This is a genomic window from Micromonospora sp. DT31 (genome assembly GCF_049841795.1).
Taxonomy (GTDB): domain Bacteria; phylum Actinomycetota; class Actinomycetes; order Mycobacteriales; family Micromonosporaceae; genus Micromonospora.
This window is the reverse complement of record NZ_JBNCKZ010000008.1, coordinates 132,881-146,497: the sequence shown is the minus strand read 5'-3', so window position 1 is coordinate 146,497 and position 13,617 is coordinate 132,881. Positions and strand designations below refer to the sequence as shown.

General features: G+C 72.5%; 15 protein-coding genes, 2 tRNA genes and 1 pseudogene. 7 read left to right on the top strand and 11 right to left on the bottom strand.

Annotated features, from left to right (window positions below; genetic code table 11):
• Positions 1 to 64 precede the first annotated feature (64 nt).
• Positions 65 to 193, top strand: a pseudogene (locus ACLQ2X_RS16085) (daunorubicin/doxorubicin resistance ABC transporter ATP-binding protein DrrA); the annotation flags it as partial.
• 194 nt (positions 194 to 387) lie between these two features.
• Here ACLQ2X_RS16085 and ACLQ2X_RS16080 read toward each other — a convergent pair.
• Positions 388 to 1,164, bottom strand: coding sequence for a GNAT family N-acetyltransferase (locus tag ACLQ2X_RS16080; protein WP_425681826.1), 777 nt, complete (start codon positions 1,162 to 1,164; stop codon positions 388 to 390).
• Positions 1,165 to 1,261: 97 nt separating this feature from the next.
• Here ACLQ2X_RS16080 and ACLQ2X_RS16075 point away from each other — a divergent pair, with 97 nt between their 5' ends.
• Positions 1,262 to 1,804 carry a pyridoxamine 5'-phosphate oxidase family protein gene (locus ACLQ2X_RS16075; RefSeq protein WP_425681825.1) on the top strand — a complete coding sequence of 181 codons (543 nt, stop codon included), beginning with the start codon at positions 1,262 to 1,264 and terminating at the stop codon, positions 1,802 to 1,804.
• Positions 1,805 to 1,893: 89 nt separating this feature from the next.
• On the opposite strand, the gene ACLQ2X_RS16070 is transcribed toward ACLQ2X_RS16075, so the two are convergent.
• Positions 1,894 to 2,196: a DUF7336 domain-containing protein gene (locus ACLQ2X_RS16070; protein ID WP_425681824.1), complete on the bottom strand. Its 303-nt coding sequence runs from the start codon at positions 2,194 to 2,196 to the stop codon at positions 1,894 to 1,896.
• 73 nt (positions 2,197 to 2,269) lie between these two features.
• Positions 2,270 to 2,866, bottom strand: coding sequence for a GNAT family N-acetyltransferase (locus ACLQ2X_RS16065; RefSeq protein WP_425681823.1), 597 nt, complete (start codon positions 2,864 to 2,866; stop codon positions 2,270 to 2,272).
• Positions 2,867 to 2,927: 61 nt separating this feature from the next.
• On the opposite strand from ACLQ2X_RS16065, the gene ACLQ2X_RS16060 reads away from it, so the two are divergent.
• Positions 2,928 to 3,362, top strand: coding sequence for a hypothetical protein (locus tag ACLQ2X_RS16060; protein ID WP_425681822.1), 435 nt, complete (start codon positions 2,928 to 2,930; stop codon positions 3,360 to 3,362).
• A 114-nt stretch (positions 3,363 to 3,476) separates the two neighbouring features.
• Here ACLQ2X_RS16060 and ACLQ2X_RS16055 read toward each other — a convergent pair whose 3' ends face one another.
• Together ACLQ2X_RS16055 and ACLQ2X_RS16050 are read right to left on the bottom strand one after the other, a co-directional pair.
• Positions 3,477 to 3,878, bottom strand: coding sequence for a hypothetical protein (locus ACLQ2X_RS16055; RefSeq protein WP_425681821.1), 402 nt, complete (start codon positions 3,876 to 3,878; stop codon positions 3,477 to 3,479).
• Positions 3,875 to 4,381, bottom strand: coding sequence for a SigE family RNA polymerase sigma factor (locus ACLQ2X_RS16050; RefSeq protein WP_425681820.1), 507 nt, complete (start codon positions 4,379 to 4,381; stop codon positions 3,875 to 3,877). Before ACLQ2X_RS16050 ends, ACLQ2X_RS16055 begins: the two co-directional genes overlap by 4 nt.
• Positions 4,382 to 4,488: 107 nt before the next feature.
• Between ACLQ2X_RS16050 and ACLQ2X_RS16045 the strand changes: the two genes are divergently transcribed.
• From ACLQ2X_RS16045 to ACLQ2X_RS16035, 3 genes are read left to right on the top strand one after another with little or no spacing between them, the layout of a single operon-like run.
• On the top strand, positions 4,489 to 5,280 hold the full coding sequence (locus tag ACLQ2X_RS16045; RefSeq protein ID WP_425681819.1) for an aminoglycoside N(3)-acetyltransferase: 792 nt from the start codon (positions 4,489 to 4,491) through the stop codon (positions 5,278 to 5,280).
• A 55-nt stretch (positions 5,281 to 5,335) separates the two neighbouring features.
• The gene (locus tag ACLQ2X_RS16040) at positions 5,336 to 5,611 is read left to right on the top strand and encodes a hypothetical protein (RefSeq protein ID WP_425681818.1); all 276 of its coding nucleotides are present in this window, start codon (positions 5,336 to 5,338) and stop codon (positions 5,609 to 5,611) included.
• Entirely contained in the window at positions 5,599 to 6,249 is a 651-nt protein-coding gene (locus ACLQ2X_RS16035) for a GNAT family N-acetyltransferase (protein WP_425681817.1), read from the top strand. Before ACLQ2X_RS16040 ends, ACLQ2X_RS16035 begins: the two co-directional genes overlap by 13 nt.
• Positions 6,250 to 6,529: 280 nt before the next feature.
• Here the strand turns inward: ACLQ2X_RS16035 and ACLQ2X_RS16030 are convergent.
• The 4 genes from ACLQ2X_RS16030 to ACLQ2X_RS16015 form a co-directional block, all read right to left on the bottom strand.
• Positions 6,530 to 6,606, bottom strand: a tRNA-Ile gene (locus ACLQ2X_RS16030).
• A 120-nt stretch (positions 6,607 to 6,726) separates the two neighbouring features.
• Positions 6,727 to 7,959: an FAD-dependent oxidoreductase gene (locus ACLQ2X_RS16025; RefSeq protein ID WP_425681816.1), complete on the bottom strand. Its 1,233-nt coding sequence runs from the start codon at positions 7,957 to 7,959 to the stop codon at positions 6,727 to 6,729.
• Complete coding sequence (locus ACLQ2X_RS16020) at positions 7,952 to 10,087, bottom strand: MMPL family transporter (RefSeq protein WP_425681815.1); 2,136 nt, start codon at positions 10,085 to 10,087, stop codon at positions 7,952 to 7,954. The genes ACLQ2X_RS16025 and ACLQ2X_RS16020 overlap by 8 nt, the downstream gene beginning before the upstream one ends.
• Positions 10,088 to 10,278: 191 nt before the next feature.
• Positions 10,279 to 10,351, bottom strand: a tRNA-Asn gene (locus tag ACLQ2X_RS16015).
• Positions 10,352 to 10,618: 267 nt separating this feature from the next.
• Between ACLQ2X_RS16015 and ACLQ2X_RS16010 the strand changes: the two genes are divergently transcribed.
• Positions 10,619 to 11,008 (top strand): hypothetical protein, encoded by a 390-nt coding sequence (locus tag ACLQ2X_RS16010; RefSeq protein ID WP_425681814.1) that lies wholly within the window; start codon positions 10,619 to 10,621, stop codon positions 11,006 to 11,008.
• 72 nt (positions 11,009 to 11,080) lie between these two features.
• Here ACLQ2X_RS16010 and ACLQ2X_RS16005 read toward each other — a convergent pair whose 3' ends face one another.
• The gene (locus tag ACLQ2X_RS16005) at positions 11,081 to 12,151 is read right to left on the bottom strand and encodes a polyprenyl synthetase family protein (protein ID WP_425681813.1); all 1,071 of its coding nucleotides are present in this window, start codon (positions 12,149 to 12,151) and stop codon (positions 11,081 to 11,083) included.
• A gap of 353 nt (positions 12,152 to 12,504) precedes the next feature.
• Positions 12,505 to 13,518 (bottom strand): YihY/virulence factor BrkB family protein, encoded by a 1,014-nt coding sequence (locus tag ACLQ2X_RS16000; protein WP_425681812.1) that lies wholly within the window; start codon positions 13,516 to 13,518, stop codon positions 12,505 to 12,507.
• Between the last annotated feature and the right edge of the window lie 99 nt (positions 13,519 to 13,617).

The window sequence follows — 13,617 nt, the reverse complement described above, 5'->3', positions numbered from 1 at the left end:
CGTGTCGGCGGGGTGCCAGCGCGCTGTGCGTCCGCTGTCAGCGCCGTCCTCCATGGTCGCTGCCATGAGTTACGCATTCGGGGCGGAGGGCCTGGTCAAGCGGTTCGGCACGACGACCGCACTGGCCGGGATCGACCTCGCCGCACGACGGGGAACGGTGCTGGGGCCGAACGGCGCAGGCGCGACACGAGCGTCTGCACGGCGTTGGCGGTGTCGGCGGGCATCACGCCGTCCCAGAGCGCCTCGGCCAGCGCGGGCAGCCCACCGGCCGACCCGGGGTCCAGGGCGAGGCGGATCAGCAGCGCCCGCAGCCGCGTCCCGGCGACGTCGACGGCGCGCTCACCGTCGTGGACCTCCAACGACCCGAGGATCCCCACCCGCACGTTGTCACTCTCTCACCCTCCGGGCCTCGGGGACCCGCACGGTGAGCACCCGGGCGCGGACACGGAAGCCAGCCGCGTCGTACATCCGGCGAGCCGGGTTGCCGTCCACCACGGACAGGCCGACCGAGGGCAGTCCCGCCTCGTGTGCGCCGCGCAAGGCGTGCACCAGCAGCGCCCGGCCGAACCCGCGGCGCTGCGCGCGGGGTGCGACGCCCAGGTTGAGGATCCACACGCACCCGTCGTCGGTCCACGGCACCGGCCCGGCGCACAACACGTGGCCGGCGCTGCGGCCGTCCGGGTCGAGCAGGCGGGCCGAGGCGGGCACCAGTGGCGGCACCGGCTCACCGGTGTCGAACATCGCCCGTACCTCGTCGGTGTCGCTCGGTTCCCAGCGGCCGTCCGGGTGGTCCGGGCCGTAGGCGGCGGCCAGTCCTTCGGCGAGGTCGTCGTCCCAACCGGGGGCGCCCAGTGCCCAGCCGTCCGGCAACGCCACCGGCTCGGGCAGGTCGGCCAGGTGGTGGCGCATGTCGGTGGCGGCCCGGGCCACCGTCAGCCCGTCGGAGACCAGCGCCGCCGCCAGGGCCTCGTCGGGTGTTTCCAGCCGGAACCCGGCGAGGTCCCGCCGCACCTGGGCGACGAGCCGGGCCGGCGCCACCCCGGGCAGCGGCCGGACGTCGGACGCGACGGGCGTGCCGTCCTCGTCGGTGACGCGCATCCGGGCGAGCGGTGTGTCGTCGTCACCGAGCAGCAGCGAGTCGGTGTTCCCCTGGCGTACCGGCATGCGCGGCAGGTTAGCGGCCCCGGTCCGCTGCGGCGATCCTTTTACCCCACCGGGCGGGCGGTGCGTGTAGGGTGCGCGCCATGATCGGGGACGCCGCATGCCGTTGACGAATCCGTGGCTGTCCGGGCCCACCCCGACGGGACGGCTCGATCGTGACCGGCTGGAAGAGCGCATCCGCCAGCTGCTGTCGTCGCAGAACATGTGCGTGCTCGCGACCACCGGCCCGGACGGACCGCTGGCCACCCCGGTGCGCTACTACCCGCTGGACTTCGCGGTGCTGTTCACCGCCGCGCCGCGCTCGCCGAAGATGCGCAACATCGCCGCCGACCCGCGGGTGTCCGTCGGCGTCTTCGCGCCACTCGTCGGGCTGGCCAGCAGCCGCGGCGCCCAACTGTTCGGAACCGCCCGGGTGCTCGACGCGGGGCATCCGGACCGGGCGCACTACTGGCCGGCGGTCCGGTGGGAGAACGAGCACGCCGAGCGGGGGCGGGCCCTGTCCGAGCCGCCCGAGGACACGCTCGTGGTCGTCGAGGCGGAACGGATCGTCTACACCGAACACTGGCTGCGGCGGGACGGGTTCGCGCCACGCCAGTTCTGGCGTCGCCCACCGGACCCCCCGGGGCCCTCGCGCCCCTCATGACCGCCGCCGCCCACCGTCACCGGCGCGTGGACGCCCGCTCGTGTCACCTCCGGTCGGCGAAGACCCGGCCGAGGTGGCGACCGAACTCGTTACCGGTCCTCGTTCTCCGACCCCGACCTCGGCACGGACACGAAACCTTCGGTCCAGTGGTCCTGGTCGACGGTGTGGTGGTTGATGGAGAAGCAGTCGGGCTCGTCACGAAAGCCAGGCAACTGCCTGGCTCGCCGTATCCGCTCCTCCGCCCGGGCCTCTGACGAGTACACCCCCAGAATCTTGAGATCGTCACCATCTTCCTCGGCCCACACCAGCTCGCCGGCTTCGTCTCGGTGCGTTGTCGGCCGCCCGTCGAGCCAACGGGCGTGGCGGACGTGCCAGAGCAGGAAGACCTCCATGCGAGCGGACACTACCCATAACTCTTGTGCCCACCCGGCCCGCGGGATCGATCCCTTCCACCCGGCAGCCCTCTCAGCCGGCGCACTCGTCCCCGCGCACGCGGGCGTGCACGTGCATGTCGTGCCGCCCGTCGGCGTGGATGGCGGCGCTGCGGCTGGTGCCTTCCAGCCGGAACCCGGCCTTGACCGCCACCCGGCACGACGCGCCGTTGTGGATCGAGTGGTCGAGCCAGAGGCGGTGCAGCCGGCCGTCGCCGAGCGCCCACGCGCTCAGCGCCCGCAACGCCCGCGGGGCCACGCCCGCGCCGCGAGCGGCCGGAACCACCCAGTACGCGCAGCTGGCCACGCCGTCGTGGAGGTCCACGCCGCCCATCACCATGCGGCCCACCACCTCGCCACCGCCGCGCGTCACCGCCCAGCTCGCGCCCGTCTCCTGCTGCCAGGTCCGGTGGAAGTGGGCGAACCAGTCGAGCACCTGCTCCCGCGACTCCGGGCGGCGGGTGTGCCAGCGGCGGATCTCCGGATCCTGGTACGCGGCCAGGACAGCAGGCGCGTCGGCCGGCTCCCAGGGACGCAGGACCAGGTCCCCCTCGGCGGTCAGCGTCGGTTGTGGACCGGCGGCGAGGGTGCCGGCGGGAACGGCGGGCGGCGTGGACGGCGGAAAGCGCATCCCGAACTCTGCATCGCGAACCACCCCGCATGTCAAGTGGCCGCTCCGCTAGGGTGCGGCCATGGCGGTGACGGCAGCAGGGGTCTTCCGGCGGACACCCGCGGAACGGGCGGACCAGCGGCTCGCCTGGGATCGCGCCGACCAGCCCTTCTTCGCCTCCGGCGCGTGCCACATCCTGGCCTGGGTGTGCCGGGAGACCTATCCGACCCGGCCGATCGGCATCGGGGGGTTGCGGTTCGCGGATCGACGCGAGGTCTTCCATGTGTACGCGACCTGGGGCGGCTGGGCGTTCGACCACGCCGGGTGGCACCCGGAGGCGCTTCTGCTCGCCGCCAACCGGGAGTTCGAGCGACGTCCTTTGGAACAGGTCACCATCACCGACGACCTCGCGACGTTCTGCCGCGCACACCTGTCCCGGATGCCGCACCAGTACTGGGGGGATCCGCTCCCCCGCGCCCGCGACTACGTCACCAGGCATTCCCCGCCCTGGGCGTGACGCCGTCCGCACCGGGATCCCGGTAGGCGCGAGATGCGCGGGCGGGCCGGGCCCACCCGCCGTCGGGGTGGGCCCGGCCCGCGTACCGGCTCGGAGGGTGCCGGTGCGCGTCGATCAGCGCCTGATGGGGCTCGGTGACGGGCCGTCCGGGTCGTCCGACCGTACGCCCGGCGGCGCCGGGACCACGTCGCCCGGCGCGATGGGGCTCGGTGACGGGCCGTCCGGGTCGTCGGACCGCACGCCCGGCGGCGCCGGAACGGGCTCGCTCCGGCTCGGCTGCGGGACGCTCGTCCCCGGTTGCGGTGACTTCCCGCTGTCCCCACCACGGTCCGCGTAGGCCAGCGGCGCGCCGATCACGAGCACCGCCAGGATGCCCGCCGCGCCTGCCGCCACCGTGTTACGTCGACGGCCGCGCGCGCGCCGTTCCGCCCTGGTCAATGAGTCCTGCACTGTCGGTGCCTCCTCGGCGATGTCGGTGAGGGTGGAGCGGAGCAGGCCCTCGAACGGATCACTCATCGCTGCATCTCCAGAAGCTCGCTGTCCGGCAGGATCTGACGCAGTCGGGTGACCGCCCGGTGGGTCCGGCTGCGCACCGTCCCCACCGAGCAGCCCAGCAGGTCTGCGACCTGGGCCTCCGGGAGGTCCTCGTAGTAGCGCAGGACCACGACTGTGCGTTGCGCCGTTGGCAGTTGCCACAGCGCCGCCCGCAACGCCAGCCGGATGTCCGTACCTCCGGCCGGGTCGGCCACCACCTGCTCGTGTACGCCGGCAGGTGACTCCCGGCGACGACGTAACCGCCGCCACCAGCTCACCTGCTCCCGGTACATGACAGCGCGGAGGTAGCCCTCCGGGTCGGCGTGCCGAATGCTCCGCCACTTCGGAATGATCTTCGACAGCGCCGACTGGAACAGATCCTCCGCGCTGCTGCGATCACCGGTGAGCAGGTAGGCGACCCGTATCAGCGCCGGCGCACGGCTCGCCACGAACTCGGCCAGCACCGCCCGTTCGTCCTCGTCCACCGCACCCCCTCGTCTCTTCCCTTCACCAGTGACAGACGCCGGAGGGCACCGCCGCTATCCCTGGACGGCGAGAGTCCTGTCCCGCGGTTCCGCCTAGACTGCGCCGGATGGAGCAGGCCGCACCACACACCGTCCGCTCTCTCGGGTCCGACCTGCGCGCGCTCGGCGTCGCCCCGGGTGACGTCCTGCTGTCGCACTCGTCGTACCGGAGTCTCGGGTTCGTCGCCGGGGGCACCCAGGCGGTGGTGCGCGCGTTGCTGGACACGCTCGGCCCGGAGGGCACGCTCGTCGTGCCGACGCACACGCCGGAGAACACGGACCCCGCGCAGTGGCGGCATCCGCCGGTGCCCGAGGCGTGGTGGCCGGTCATCCGCGAGCAGACCCCCGGCTTCGACCCGGCCCGCACGCCGAGCCGGTGGATGGGCGCCGTCGCCGAGACGGTACGCACGTGGCCGGGCGCGCGGCGCAGCGACCACCCGCAGGTCTCCTTCGCCGCCCTCGGCGCCCACGCAGCCGACATCGTGGACGGACACCGCCTCGACGACGCGTTGGGCGAGGCTTCACCGCTGGGTGCGGTGTACCGGCTCGACGGCAAGGTGCTGCTGCTCGGCTGCGACCACAGCTCCGACACGTCGCTGCACCTGGCGGAGTGGCGGCAGGCGTCGCCGCCGCGCGCGGTCACCGGCTCATCGGTACGGCTGCCCGACGGAACGAGCCGGTGGACCACGTGGACCGACATCGTCACCGACGAGGACGACTTCGACCGGCTGGGCGCCGACTTCGAGGCCACCGGCGGTGCGACGATCGGGCGGATCGGCAACGCCACGGCCCGCCTGATGTCCCAGCGTGCGCTTGTCGACTTCGCGACCGCGTGGATGGCCACCAACCGCGCCCGCTGACCGGAAGCCCTCCTCGCTAGACTCCTCGGCCAACCAGCAGAGCGCGGGAGCGTACGTGATCAACCTGTTCCGGACGAAGAAGTCGGCCTGCCGCTGCCGACCCCGGTGGCCGGCTCTCGTCACGAAGATGAACGGCTACGTCATGCCGTGCCAGCCGTCCGAATACGGCAGCCCGTTCACCACCATGATGGAACTGTCGGCCAGGTGCGCCGAGTGCTCCGCGACCTACCCGGGCAACTTCGTCGTCGATCCCGGCACACCGCCGCCGTTCGACTGGGCACACGAGCCCGAGAACACCGACTGCTCCTGTGAGCCCCGATGGCCGAACTGATGGTCACGTTGCAGGGCCGGTGGTTCCTCGGCTACCCCGGCACGCACGGCGAACCGGTGGTCGACGGCGCGACGGAGGGAGCCTTCTGCGACAGCTGTGGTGCCCGCTTCCTGGGCGAGATGGTGGTAACCTCGGCCCTCGTGAGCTGGCTGCCTGAGGACTTCGTCCACCCCGTGTACGTGCCCGTACCCCACACCGCGCTTCACCTACGGCCGATCCGGGAGGCGGACACCGCGCTCGACTACCCCGCGGTGATGGGCTCCCGAGAGCGCTTGTGGGAGATCTTCGGCCCGGCCTGGGGCTGGCCCACGGAGACGATGACCTATGAAGAGGACCGCATCGACCTGCTGCGGCACGAGAAGGAGATAGCCGCGCACCAGTCGTTCAACTACGCGCTGTTGGACGAGGAAGAGACGGCGATCTTCGGCTGCGTCTACATCGACCCGCCCGAGCGCACCGGCTCCGACGGGGAGATCTCCTGGTGGGTGGTGGACGACCTCGTCGGCAGCGAGACGGAGCGCGCCCTCGACGCGCTGGTGCCGCAGTGGATCGCCGCCGACTGGCCCTTCCAGCGGCCCCGTTACCTGGGTCGCGACATCACCTGGCAGGACTGGCTCGCGCTGCCGCGCGCTTCGTGACACGTCCGGGGCGGTGCAGAGGATGAGGGGATCCGTCCGGCTGATCTGCGGAGTCGATTGGGCTCACCGGCCTGATGCCACACGAGCTGCGGCACACGGCGGCCATGACGCTGGACGTGTACGCGAACCTGTTCGAGAGCGACCTGGGCCAGGTGGCGGATCGCCTCGACCGGGCGGCGGGGCGTGCTGCTGCGGACTCAGTGCGGACTGAGGGCGTCGGACCGGACCTCGGCGCGAGCGGTCCGGGTCGTCGGCGGCATGGCTGGCCAGGGAAAACAGGTGGTGGGGCGGGCGGGGTTCGAACCCGCGACCGAGGGATTATGAGTCCCCTGCTCTAACCGGCTGAGCTACCGCCCCGTCACCGCGCCGGATCGTAACCCGCCGGATCGATGAGCGGCCACCACCGAACCGGCGGCAATCCGGTCACGGCGAAACGACATGCAGCGGCTGGGCGAGGACGGGCGACCGACAACGTGCTCACGCCCGCAGGTCGTGCACCACCGCGCCGGCCGTACGCCATCCGCTGGCGAGGGCGCCCTGGATGGACGGGCTGTCCCGGTGGTCGCCGGCCACGTACCGGCCGTCGCCGAGCGCGACGGGCTTGCGCAGCCGGCCCTGCGGTGGCGGGGCGGCCGGTAGCGCGTTCGGCACGGTGACGGTGGTGAGGTGGGTCCAGTCGGCGGTGGAGCGGCCGTAGAGACGGTCCAGTTCGCGCCGGATGACCGGTTCGGCTGGGGCCTGCGGAACGACCACGGAGGTGGCGACCAGGTGCTGGCCGTCCGGCGCGTACGTGGGCGCGGCCCGGCTGATCACCGCCGTGTTGGCGACGAGTTCGCGCCGGTCGCCGTCGAGCAGCAGGATCGGCTCGTCGAGCGGCGCGGTGTCGGTGGCGTGGTAGTAGGTGGTGTACGCGTGCATCCGTACCCGTGGGATGCCGGGCAGCAGCGTGGCCGCGGCCGGCGGGTCGGCGGCGACCACGACGGCGCGGCAGGTGATCTCGCCGGAGGGGGTGCGGACCCGGCCGGGCGCGACCTCGGTGACCGGCGTGTTCAGGTCGATCAGTTCGGCGGGCAGCGGTGCGGCGAGCGCATGGGGCAGCGCCGCCATCCCGGCCGCCGGCAGCCCGATCCGGCCCCGGGCGAAGGAGCGCATGATGACCGCGAGCACGTGGCTGGAGGTGGCCAGCTCGCGGTCGAGCAGCACGCCGGACAGGAACGGCCGGAGCAGTTCCTCGATGATCGCGTCGGAGAGCCCGGCCCGGCGCAGGGCCTTCTCGGCGCTGGTCTCGGTCGTGTCGAGCAGTCGCCCGACGGGCATGGTCGCGTAGCCGGCGGCGATCACCGCGAACCGCAGCCGGTCGGTCAGCGACCCGATGCCGGCGGTGAGCGTGCCGGGTGCGCCGGTGGGTTCGCGCAGCGGGTTGACCAGGCGTGCCAGCCGGTCGCCGCGGCGGACCAGCACGCCGGGGGTGAACCAGCCCAGGTCCAGCGCGGCCAGGTCGACCAGGGCGCCGAGCCGGGGGTACGCGGTGTTGAGCACCTGGAAGCCTCGGTCCAACCGGAACCCGTCGACCCGGTCGGTGGCGACCCGCCCGCCGAGCCGGTCGGCGGCTTCCACCAGTCGCCACGGCACGCCCGCGCGGTGCAGCCGCCGGGCGGCGGCGAGACCGGCCAGGCCGCCGCCGACCACGACCACGTCGGTGTCAGGCATGCTCGGCCCCCGCGCCGGCGCGGTCGCCCTCGCGGTGCGACCGGGACAACCGGCCCGGCCACCACACCTTCGGTCCGATGTCGTACGCCAACGCGGGCACCAGCAGCGAGCGGACCACGATGGTGTCCAGCAGTACCCCGACGGCGACCGCGACGCCCAGCTCGACGAGCACCACGAGCGGCAGGACGGCGAGGGCGGAGAACGTGGCGGCGAGCACGATGCCGGCGGAGGTGATGACGCCACCGGTGACCGCCAGGCCGGCGAGGACGCCGGCCCGGGTGCCCCGGCGTGCCGACTCCTCGCGGACGCGGCTCATCAGGAAGATGTTGTAGTCGATGCCGAGCGCGACGAGGAAGACGAAGGCGAACAGCGGGAACGACTGGTCGACGCCGGGGAAGTCGAAGACGTACCGGAACAGCAGCGCGCACAGGCCGAGGGTGGCCAGGAACGACAGGACCACGGTGGCGATCAGCAGGATCGGGGCGAGCAGGGCGCGCAGCAGCAGGGCCAGGATGAGCGCGATGACCAGCAGCACCACCGGGATGATCACGTTGCGGTCGCGTACCGAGGCGTCGGCGGTGTCCACGTTGATCGCGGTGAAGCCGCCGACCACGGCGTCCGCGCCGGGCACCTGGTGCACCGCCTCGCGCAGGTCGCGGACGGTCCGCTCGGCACCGTTGCTGTCCGGCGGGTCGGCGAGCGTGACGTCGAGCTGCACCCGCCCGTCGACGACCTTCGGCGGGGTGTTCGGTTCGGGTGGCGCGTTCCCGCCCCGCTGGCCCAGCGGCACGACCGAGGCGACACCCGGTACGCCCTGCGCCACCTGGGCGACCCGGCCGGCGGTGGCCTGGGTGGTGAACACGGTGGCCGGGCTGCCGGTGCCGGCCGGGAAGTGCCTGTCGATGACCTCCTGCCCGGTCACCGAGTCGGTGCGCTGGGTGAACAGTTGCGACTGGCCGAGGGTGGTGGCGCCGAGCTGGGTCACCCCGATCGCGAGGACCGCCAGCGCCACGGCGGTGACGACCCAGACGGTACGCGCGCGGCGTGCCACGAACCCGGCGATCCGCCCCCAGAGGCCGTGCTCGGTGCGTGGGTCGGCGTCGTCGTGCCGGGGTCGGCGGGGCCAGAACGCCCACCGGCCGCCGAGCACCAGCAGCGCGGGCAGGAACGTGAGCATGACCAGCAGGGTGGCGGCGATGCCGACGGCGCTGACCGGGCCGAGTGAGCGGTTGGAGTTCAGGCTGGACAGCAACAGGCAGAGCAGGCTGACGATGACGGTGGCGCCGGAGGCGATGATGGCCGGGGCGGCGCCTTTCCACGCGGTCCTCATCGCGTCCCAGGGGCGTTCGTGCCGGTGCAGTTCCTCGCGGTAGCGGGCGATGAGCAGCAGCGCGTAGTCGGTGCCGGCGCCGAAGACGAGCACGGTGAGGATGCCCTGCGCCTGCCCGTTGAGCGTGACCACGTCGTGGTCGGCCAGCAGGTAGACGAACACGGCGGCCAGTGCGTACGACATGCCGGCGGCCAGCAGCGGGAAGATCCAGAGCACCGGGCTGCGGTAGACGACGAGCAGGATGACGAGCACCACGACCAGGGTGACCAGCAGCAGCGGCCCGTCGATCGCGCCGAACACCTCGATCAGGTCGCCGAGCAGCCCGGCCGGGCCGGCCACCGAGACGGTGAGCCCGTCGCGGTCGGGGCCGGCGATGTCGCGCAGCTGCTCCACGACGCCGCGGATGCCTTCGCCGTCGTCGCTGTCGACCGGCACGATCACCTCGGCGGCCTGCCCGTCCCGGCTGACGACGGGTGGGGGCAGTGGCCCGGCCACGCCCGGCACCCGGGCGAACCGCGCTGCGTCGTCCCGGATCCGCTGCTGGTCGGCGGGGGTGATGCCGCCGGGGCGTTCGTAGACGACGAGCGCCGGGGTGGTCTCCCGGTCGACGAATCCGGCGGCCAGGTCCTGTGCCCGGGTCGCTTCGGCGTCGGCGGGCAGGAAGGAGGCGTTGTCGTTGGTGGAGACCTCGCCGAGCTTGCCGGAGTAGGGTCCGGCGATCCCGCCGACGACGAGCCAGCCGAGCACCACGGCCACCGCGATCACCGTCGCGGTCCAGCGGCTGCGTCCTGCGGCCATCTCCACCACCTCGGATCGACGCATCAATCGACGCAGCGCGAGTCTAGGTCGACCCGGACCATCCTGCCGGGCGAAAGGCCGTTCCGGGCGGAAACTGGACGAGCCCTCCAGGCGCGGGGCAGAGCGGACAAGCGGACCGGGCAACGAAAAACGCCCGCCGGCGATGCCGACGGGCGTGACGTGGAGCGAAGCTCCCCCGATTGGACTCGAACCAATAACCTGCCGGTTAACAGCCGGCTGCTCTGCCAATTGAGCTACAGGGGACCGTGCACCGCTCGGTCCGGATCACTCCGCGCCGTGCGACGGAGACAAGCGTACAGGACATCGGGGGGTGATGCGCCAGAGGGTTGGCTGACTCGACCAGGCCGCTCGACGCGCCCCAGTTTCCGGACAAATCGCCATCTCGGCACAGGCAGGTATGAGCGGAGAGCAGGATGGGTAGTTAGTCGTCGACAGAGAACGCAGGCGCGACATGGTCGCTTCCGCCAGCAGGCGGAAATCGGCAGAGCGTCAGGTACGAAAGGAGCCGCCATGCGCGGAAAGATCATGTTCCTTGGCGGGCTGGCTGCGGGATTCGTCCTGGGCGCCCGTGCCGGCCGGGAGAAGTACGAGGAGTTGGTGGTCCGCGGGCGCAAGGTGCTCGACCACCCGACCGTCCAGGAGGCGGCGGGGGTCGCGCAGGCCCAGGCGAACCGGCTCTACTCGGAGGGCAAGGACAAGCTCGGGCAGACCAAGATCGGCGAGAAGCTCGGCAACGGGGACAAGGCGGGCATGACCGACGCCGACAAGCCGTTCGCCGGCACGCCGGCATCCGTCGGCAGCCGCAGCAGCGCCAACGGCACGAGCTCGGCCAGCACGACCGGCTCGGCCACGTCCGGCACGGGCACCACCAAGCCGTCCGGCACGGGCACCACCCTCTGACGTAAGCGCACAACGGGCCGGGCACCTTCGGGTGGCCGGCTCGTTCGCGTACGCCGACGTGGACCGGCCGGGTCACTCGCGGCGGTCGACCGCCTGCTCCACGAGCGAGGCCAGCACCCGCCGTGCCGACGGGTGCGCCAGCGGCAGCGCGTCGAGCGCGCCCAGAGCCGCCTCGGCCCGGGTACGGATCATCCGCTCCACCGCCGACCGGGCGCCGGACTCCTCGATGATGCCGCGCACCTCGGCGGCCCCCGCCTGGTCCAACGCGGGGTCACCGACCAGCGCCCGCAGCCGGGCCGCGGCGGCCGGGGAGGCGGCCTCCCGCGCCAGCGCCAGCAGCACCGTCGGCTTTCCCTCCCGCAGGTCGTCCAGGTTCGACTTACCGGTCACCGCCGGGTCGCCGAAGATGCCGAGCAGGTCGTCGCGGAGCTGGAAGGCGTCCCCGAGCGGGTCGCCATATCCGGCCAGCGCCGCCACCTGCCCCGGTGATGCCCCCGCCAGCGCCGCGCCGATCTGCACCGGACGGGTCACCGTGTAGCGGGCCGTCTTCAGTCGCACCACTGTGAGTGCGCTCGCCACCGAGCCGTCACCGACCGCCGCCATCACGTCCAGGTACTCCCCCGCGATGACCTCGGACCGCATCCGCGCCAGCAGGGTGTGTGCGCGTCGCAGCCGCTCGTCGGGCAGTCCGCAGTCGTGGAACATCTGCGCCGACCAGGCCACGCAGAGGTCACCGCAGAGCAGAGCCGCCTGCCGCCCGTACGCCGCCGGGTCGCCGTGCCATCCGGAACGCGCGTGCAGGTCGGCGAAGTGCCGGTGCAGCGTCGGCTCGCCGCGTCGACGGTCACTGCGGTCCACGATGTCGTCGTGGATCAGCGCGAACGCGTGGAACAGTTCCAACGCCGCCGCGGCGGCCACGATCGGCGCGTCGTCCGGGCCGCCGAAGCCCCGCCAGCCCCAGTAGCAGAACAGCGGTCGCAGCCGTTTGCCCCCGGCCAGGACGAAGCGGCGCAACACGGAGTGGACAACCGCCGTACCGTCGTCCGGCCCGTCCGCTTCCCTCGCGTCCAGGAACGCGGCGAGCGCGGCGTCGAAGCGGCCCCGCAGCAGGGCCGGATCGGTCGGTGCGACGGTCACGGTCATGGTGCCTCCCTGGCCGGTCGACGGGCTGGGGCAGCAGAGATCGTCACGTCGACCGCCACGACCGGGCGCGGAACGCGGCCGCGCCGGAGCCGGTCCGAGCCACGGCAGCGCGGCCGGGCGTCCCGGCGGTGACCGGACGCCGCCGGCCGCCGGCAGCGTCATCCTGCCCCATCCGGATCAGCGGACCGGCCGGCGCCTTTCCCGCGCACACCGGGTGCGGGCAGATCCCGAGCCGGCCGGTATCCATGCTTGAGAATACCGCGTAGGCGTGCGCCGTCGGTTCAGCCGGACAGCCGGGTTCCGGGTGCGGAAACGCGCCGCCCACCCCGGTACCGGGGTGGGCGGCGCGAGCATCAGCGGGACGGCCGCGCCTTCTTCTTCCGCAGCTTGCGGTCGTCGCGCAGTTCGACGTAGGGCTCCTTGTCGGCCGGATGCCCCGCGGCGATCGCGCGGCTGCGCTCCAACTCGGCGTCGAACTCCGCGCCGAGCAGGATGGCGATGTTGCTCAGCCACAACCAGACCAGGAAGATGATCACACCGGCCACGGCCCCGTACGTCTTGTTGTAGGAGCCGAAGTTGCTCACGTAGAGCGCGAAGAGGCCGGAAACCACAAGCCACAGCACGACGGCGAGCACTCCACCGGGGCTGACCCAGCGGAAACCGCCGTGTCGCGCGTTGGGTGAGGCCCAGTAGAGGATCGCGAACATCAGGCTTACCAGCACCAGCAGCACCGGCCACTTGACGATGTTCCACACCGTGACGGCGGTCGAGCCCAACCCGATCGCGTCACCCACCTGCTCGGCCAGGCCGCCGGTGAACACCACGATCACGGCGCTGGCCAGCAGCATCACGCCGACCAGGGCGGTCACGCCGAGGCGGATCGGCAGGGTCTTCCAGATCGGCCGCCCCTCGGGCACGTCGTAGATGCTGTTGGAGGCGCGCATGAAGGCGGCGATGTAGCCGGAGGCGGACCAGAAGGCCGTGACCAGACCGATGATCGCCGCGATGCTGGCCAGGCCGCCGGACTGTCCGGCCTGGTCGATCGCGCTCTCGATGATCTTCCGGATGTTCTCCTCCGGCACCGCCTGTCCGACGGCGTCCCGCACGCCTTCGGTGGCCCGCTCCCCGAGCAGGCCGAGTAGGGAGATCAACACCAGCACACCGGGGAAGATGGACAGCACTCCGTAATAGGTGAGTGCGGCGGCCCAGTCGCTCAGACTGTCTTCCTGGAACTCTCGTACGGTCCGCTTCAGCGCCCCGCCCCAGCCCTTGCCGGACAACTCGGCCGGGCTGTCCGGGCCCTCGTCGGGACCCACCGGTCGGCTGCGGTCACGCCCATCCTCCGCGGAAGCATCGTCAGCGGCCACGGCACCTCCTCCTCGTCGTCGTGTCGTGCCGACGACATGCCCTGTCGGAGTACCCCATAACCGCCCCGCGCCAATCAGTTCGTCTGTCGACGGCGCGCC

Coding starts and splice junctions, on each gene's coding strand:
- ACLQ2X_RS16080 (WP_425681826.1), bottom strand. CDS start 1,164: ATGCCGGTACGCCAGGGGAACACCGACTCGCTGCTGCTCGGTGACGAC.
- ACLQ2X_RS16075 (WP_425681825.1), top strand. CDS start 1,262: ATGCCGTTGACGAATCCGTGGCTGTCCGGGCCCACCCCGACGGGACGG.
- ACLQ2X_RS16070 (WP_425681824.1), bottom strand. CDS start 2,196: ATGGAGGTCTTCCTGCTCTGGCACGTCCGCCACGCCCGTTGGCTCGAC.
- ACLQ2X_RS16065 (WP_425681823.1), bottom strand. CDS start 2,866: ATGCGCTTTCCGCCGTCCACGCCGCCCGCCGTTCCCGCCGGCACCCTC.
- ACLQ2X_RS16060 (WP_425681822.1), top strand. CDS start 2,928: ATGGCGGTGACGGCAGCAGGGGTCTTCCGGCGGACACCCGCGGAACGG.
- ACLQ2X_RS16055 (WP_425681821.1), bottom strand. CDS start 3,878: ATGAGTGATCCGTTCGAGGGCCTGCTCCGCTCCACCCTCACCGACATC.
- ACLQ2X_RS16045 (WP_425681819.1), top strand. CDS start 4,489: ATGGAGCAGGCCGCACCACACACCGTCCGCTCTCTCGGGTCCGACCTG.
- ACLQ2X_RS16035 (WP_425681817.1), top strand. CDS start 5,599: ATGGCCGAACTGATGGTCACGTTGCAGGGCCGGTGGTTCCTCGGCTAC.
- ACLQ2X_RS16025 (WP_425681816.1), bottom strand. CDS start 7,959: ATGCCTGACACCGACGTGGTCGTGGTCGGCGGCGGCCTGGCCGGTCTC.
- ACLQ2X_RS16020 (WP_425681815.1), bottom strand. CDS start 10,087: ATGGCCGCAGGACGCAGCCGCTGGACCGCGACGGTGATCGCGGTGGCC.
- ACLQ2X_RS16010 (WP_425681814.1), top strand. CDS start 10,619: ATGCGCGGAAAGATCATGTTCCTTGGCGGGCTGGCTGCGGGATTCGTC.
- ACLQ2X_RS16005 (WP_425681813.1), bottom strand. CDS start 12,151: ATGACCGTGACCGTCGCACCGACCGATCCGGCCCTGCTGCGGGGCCGC.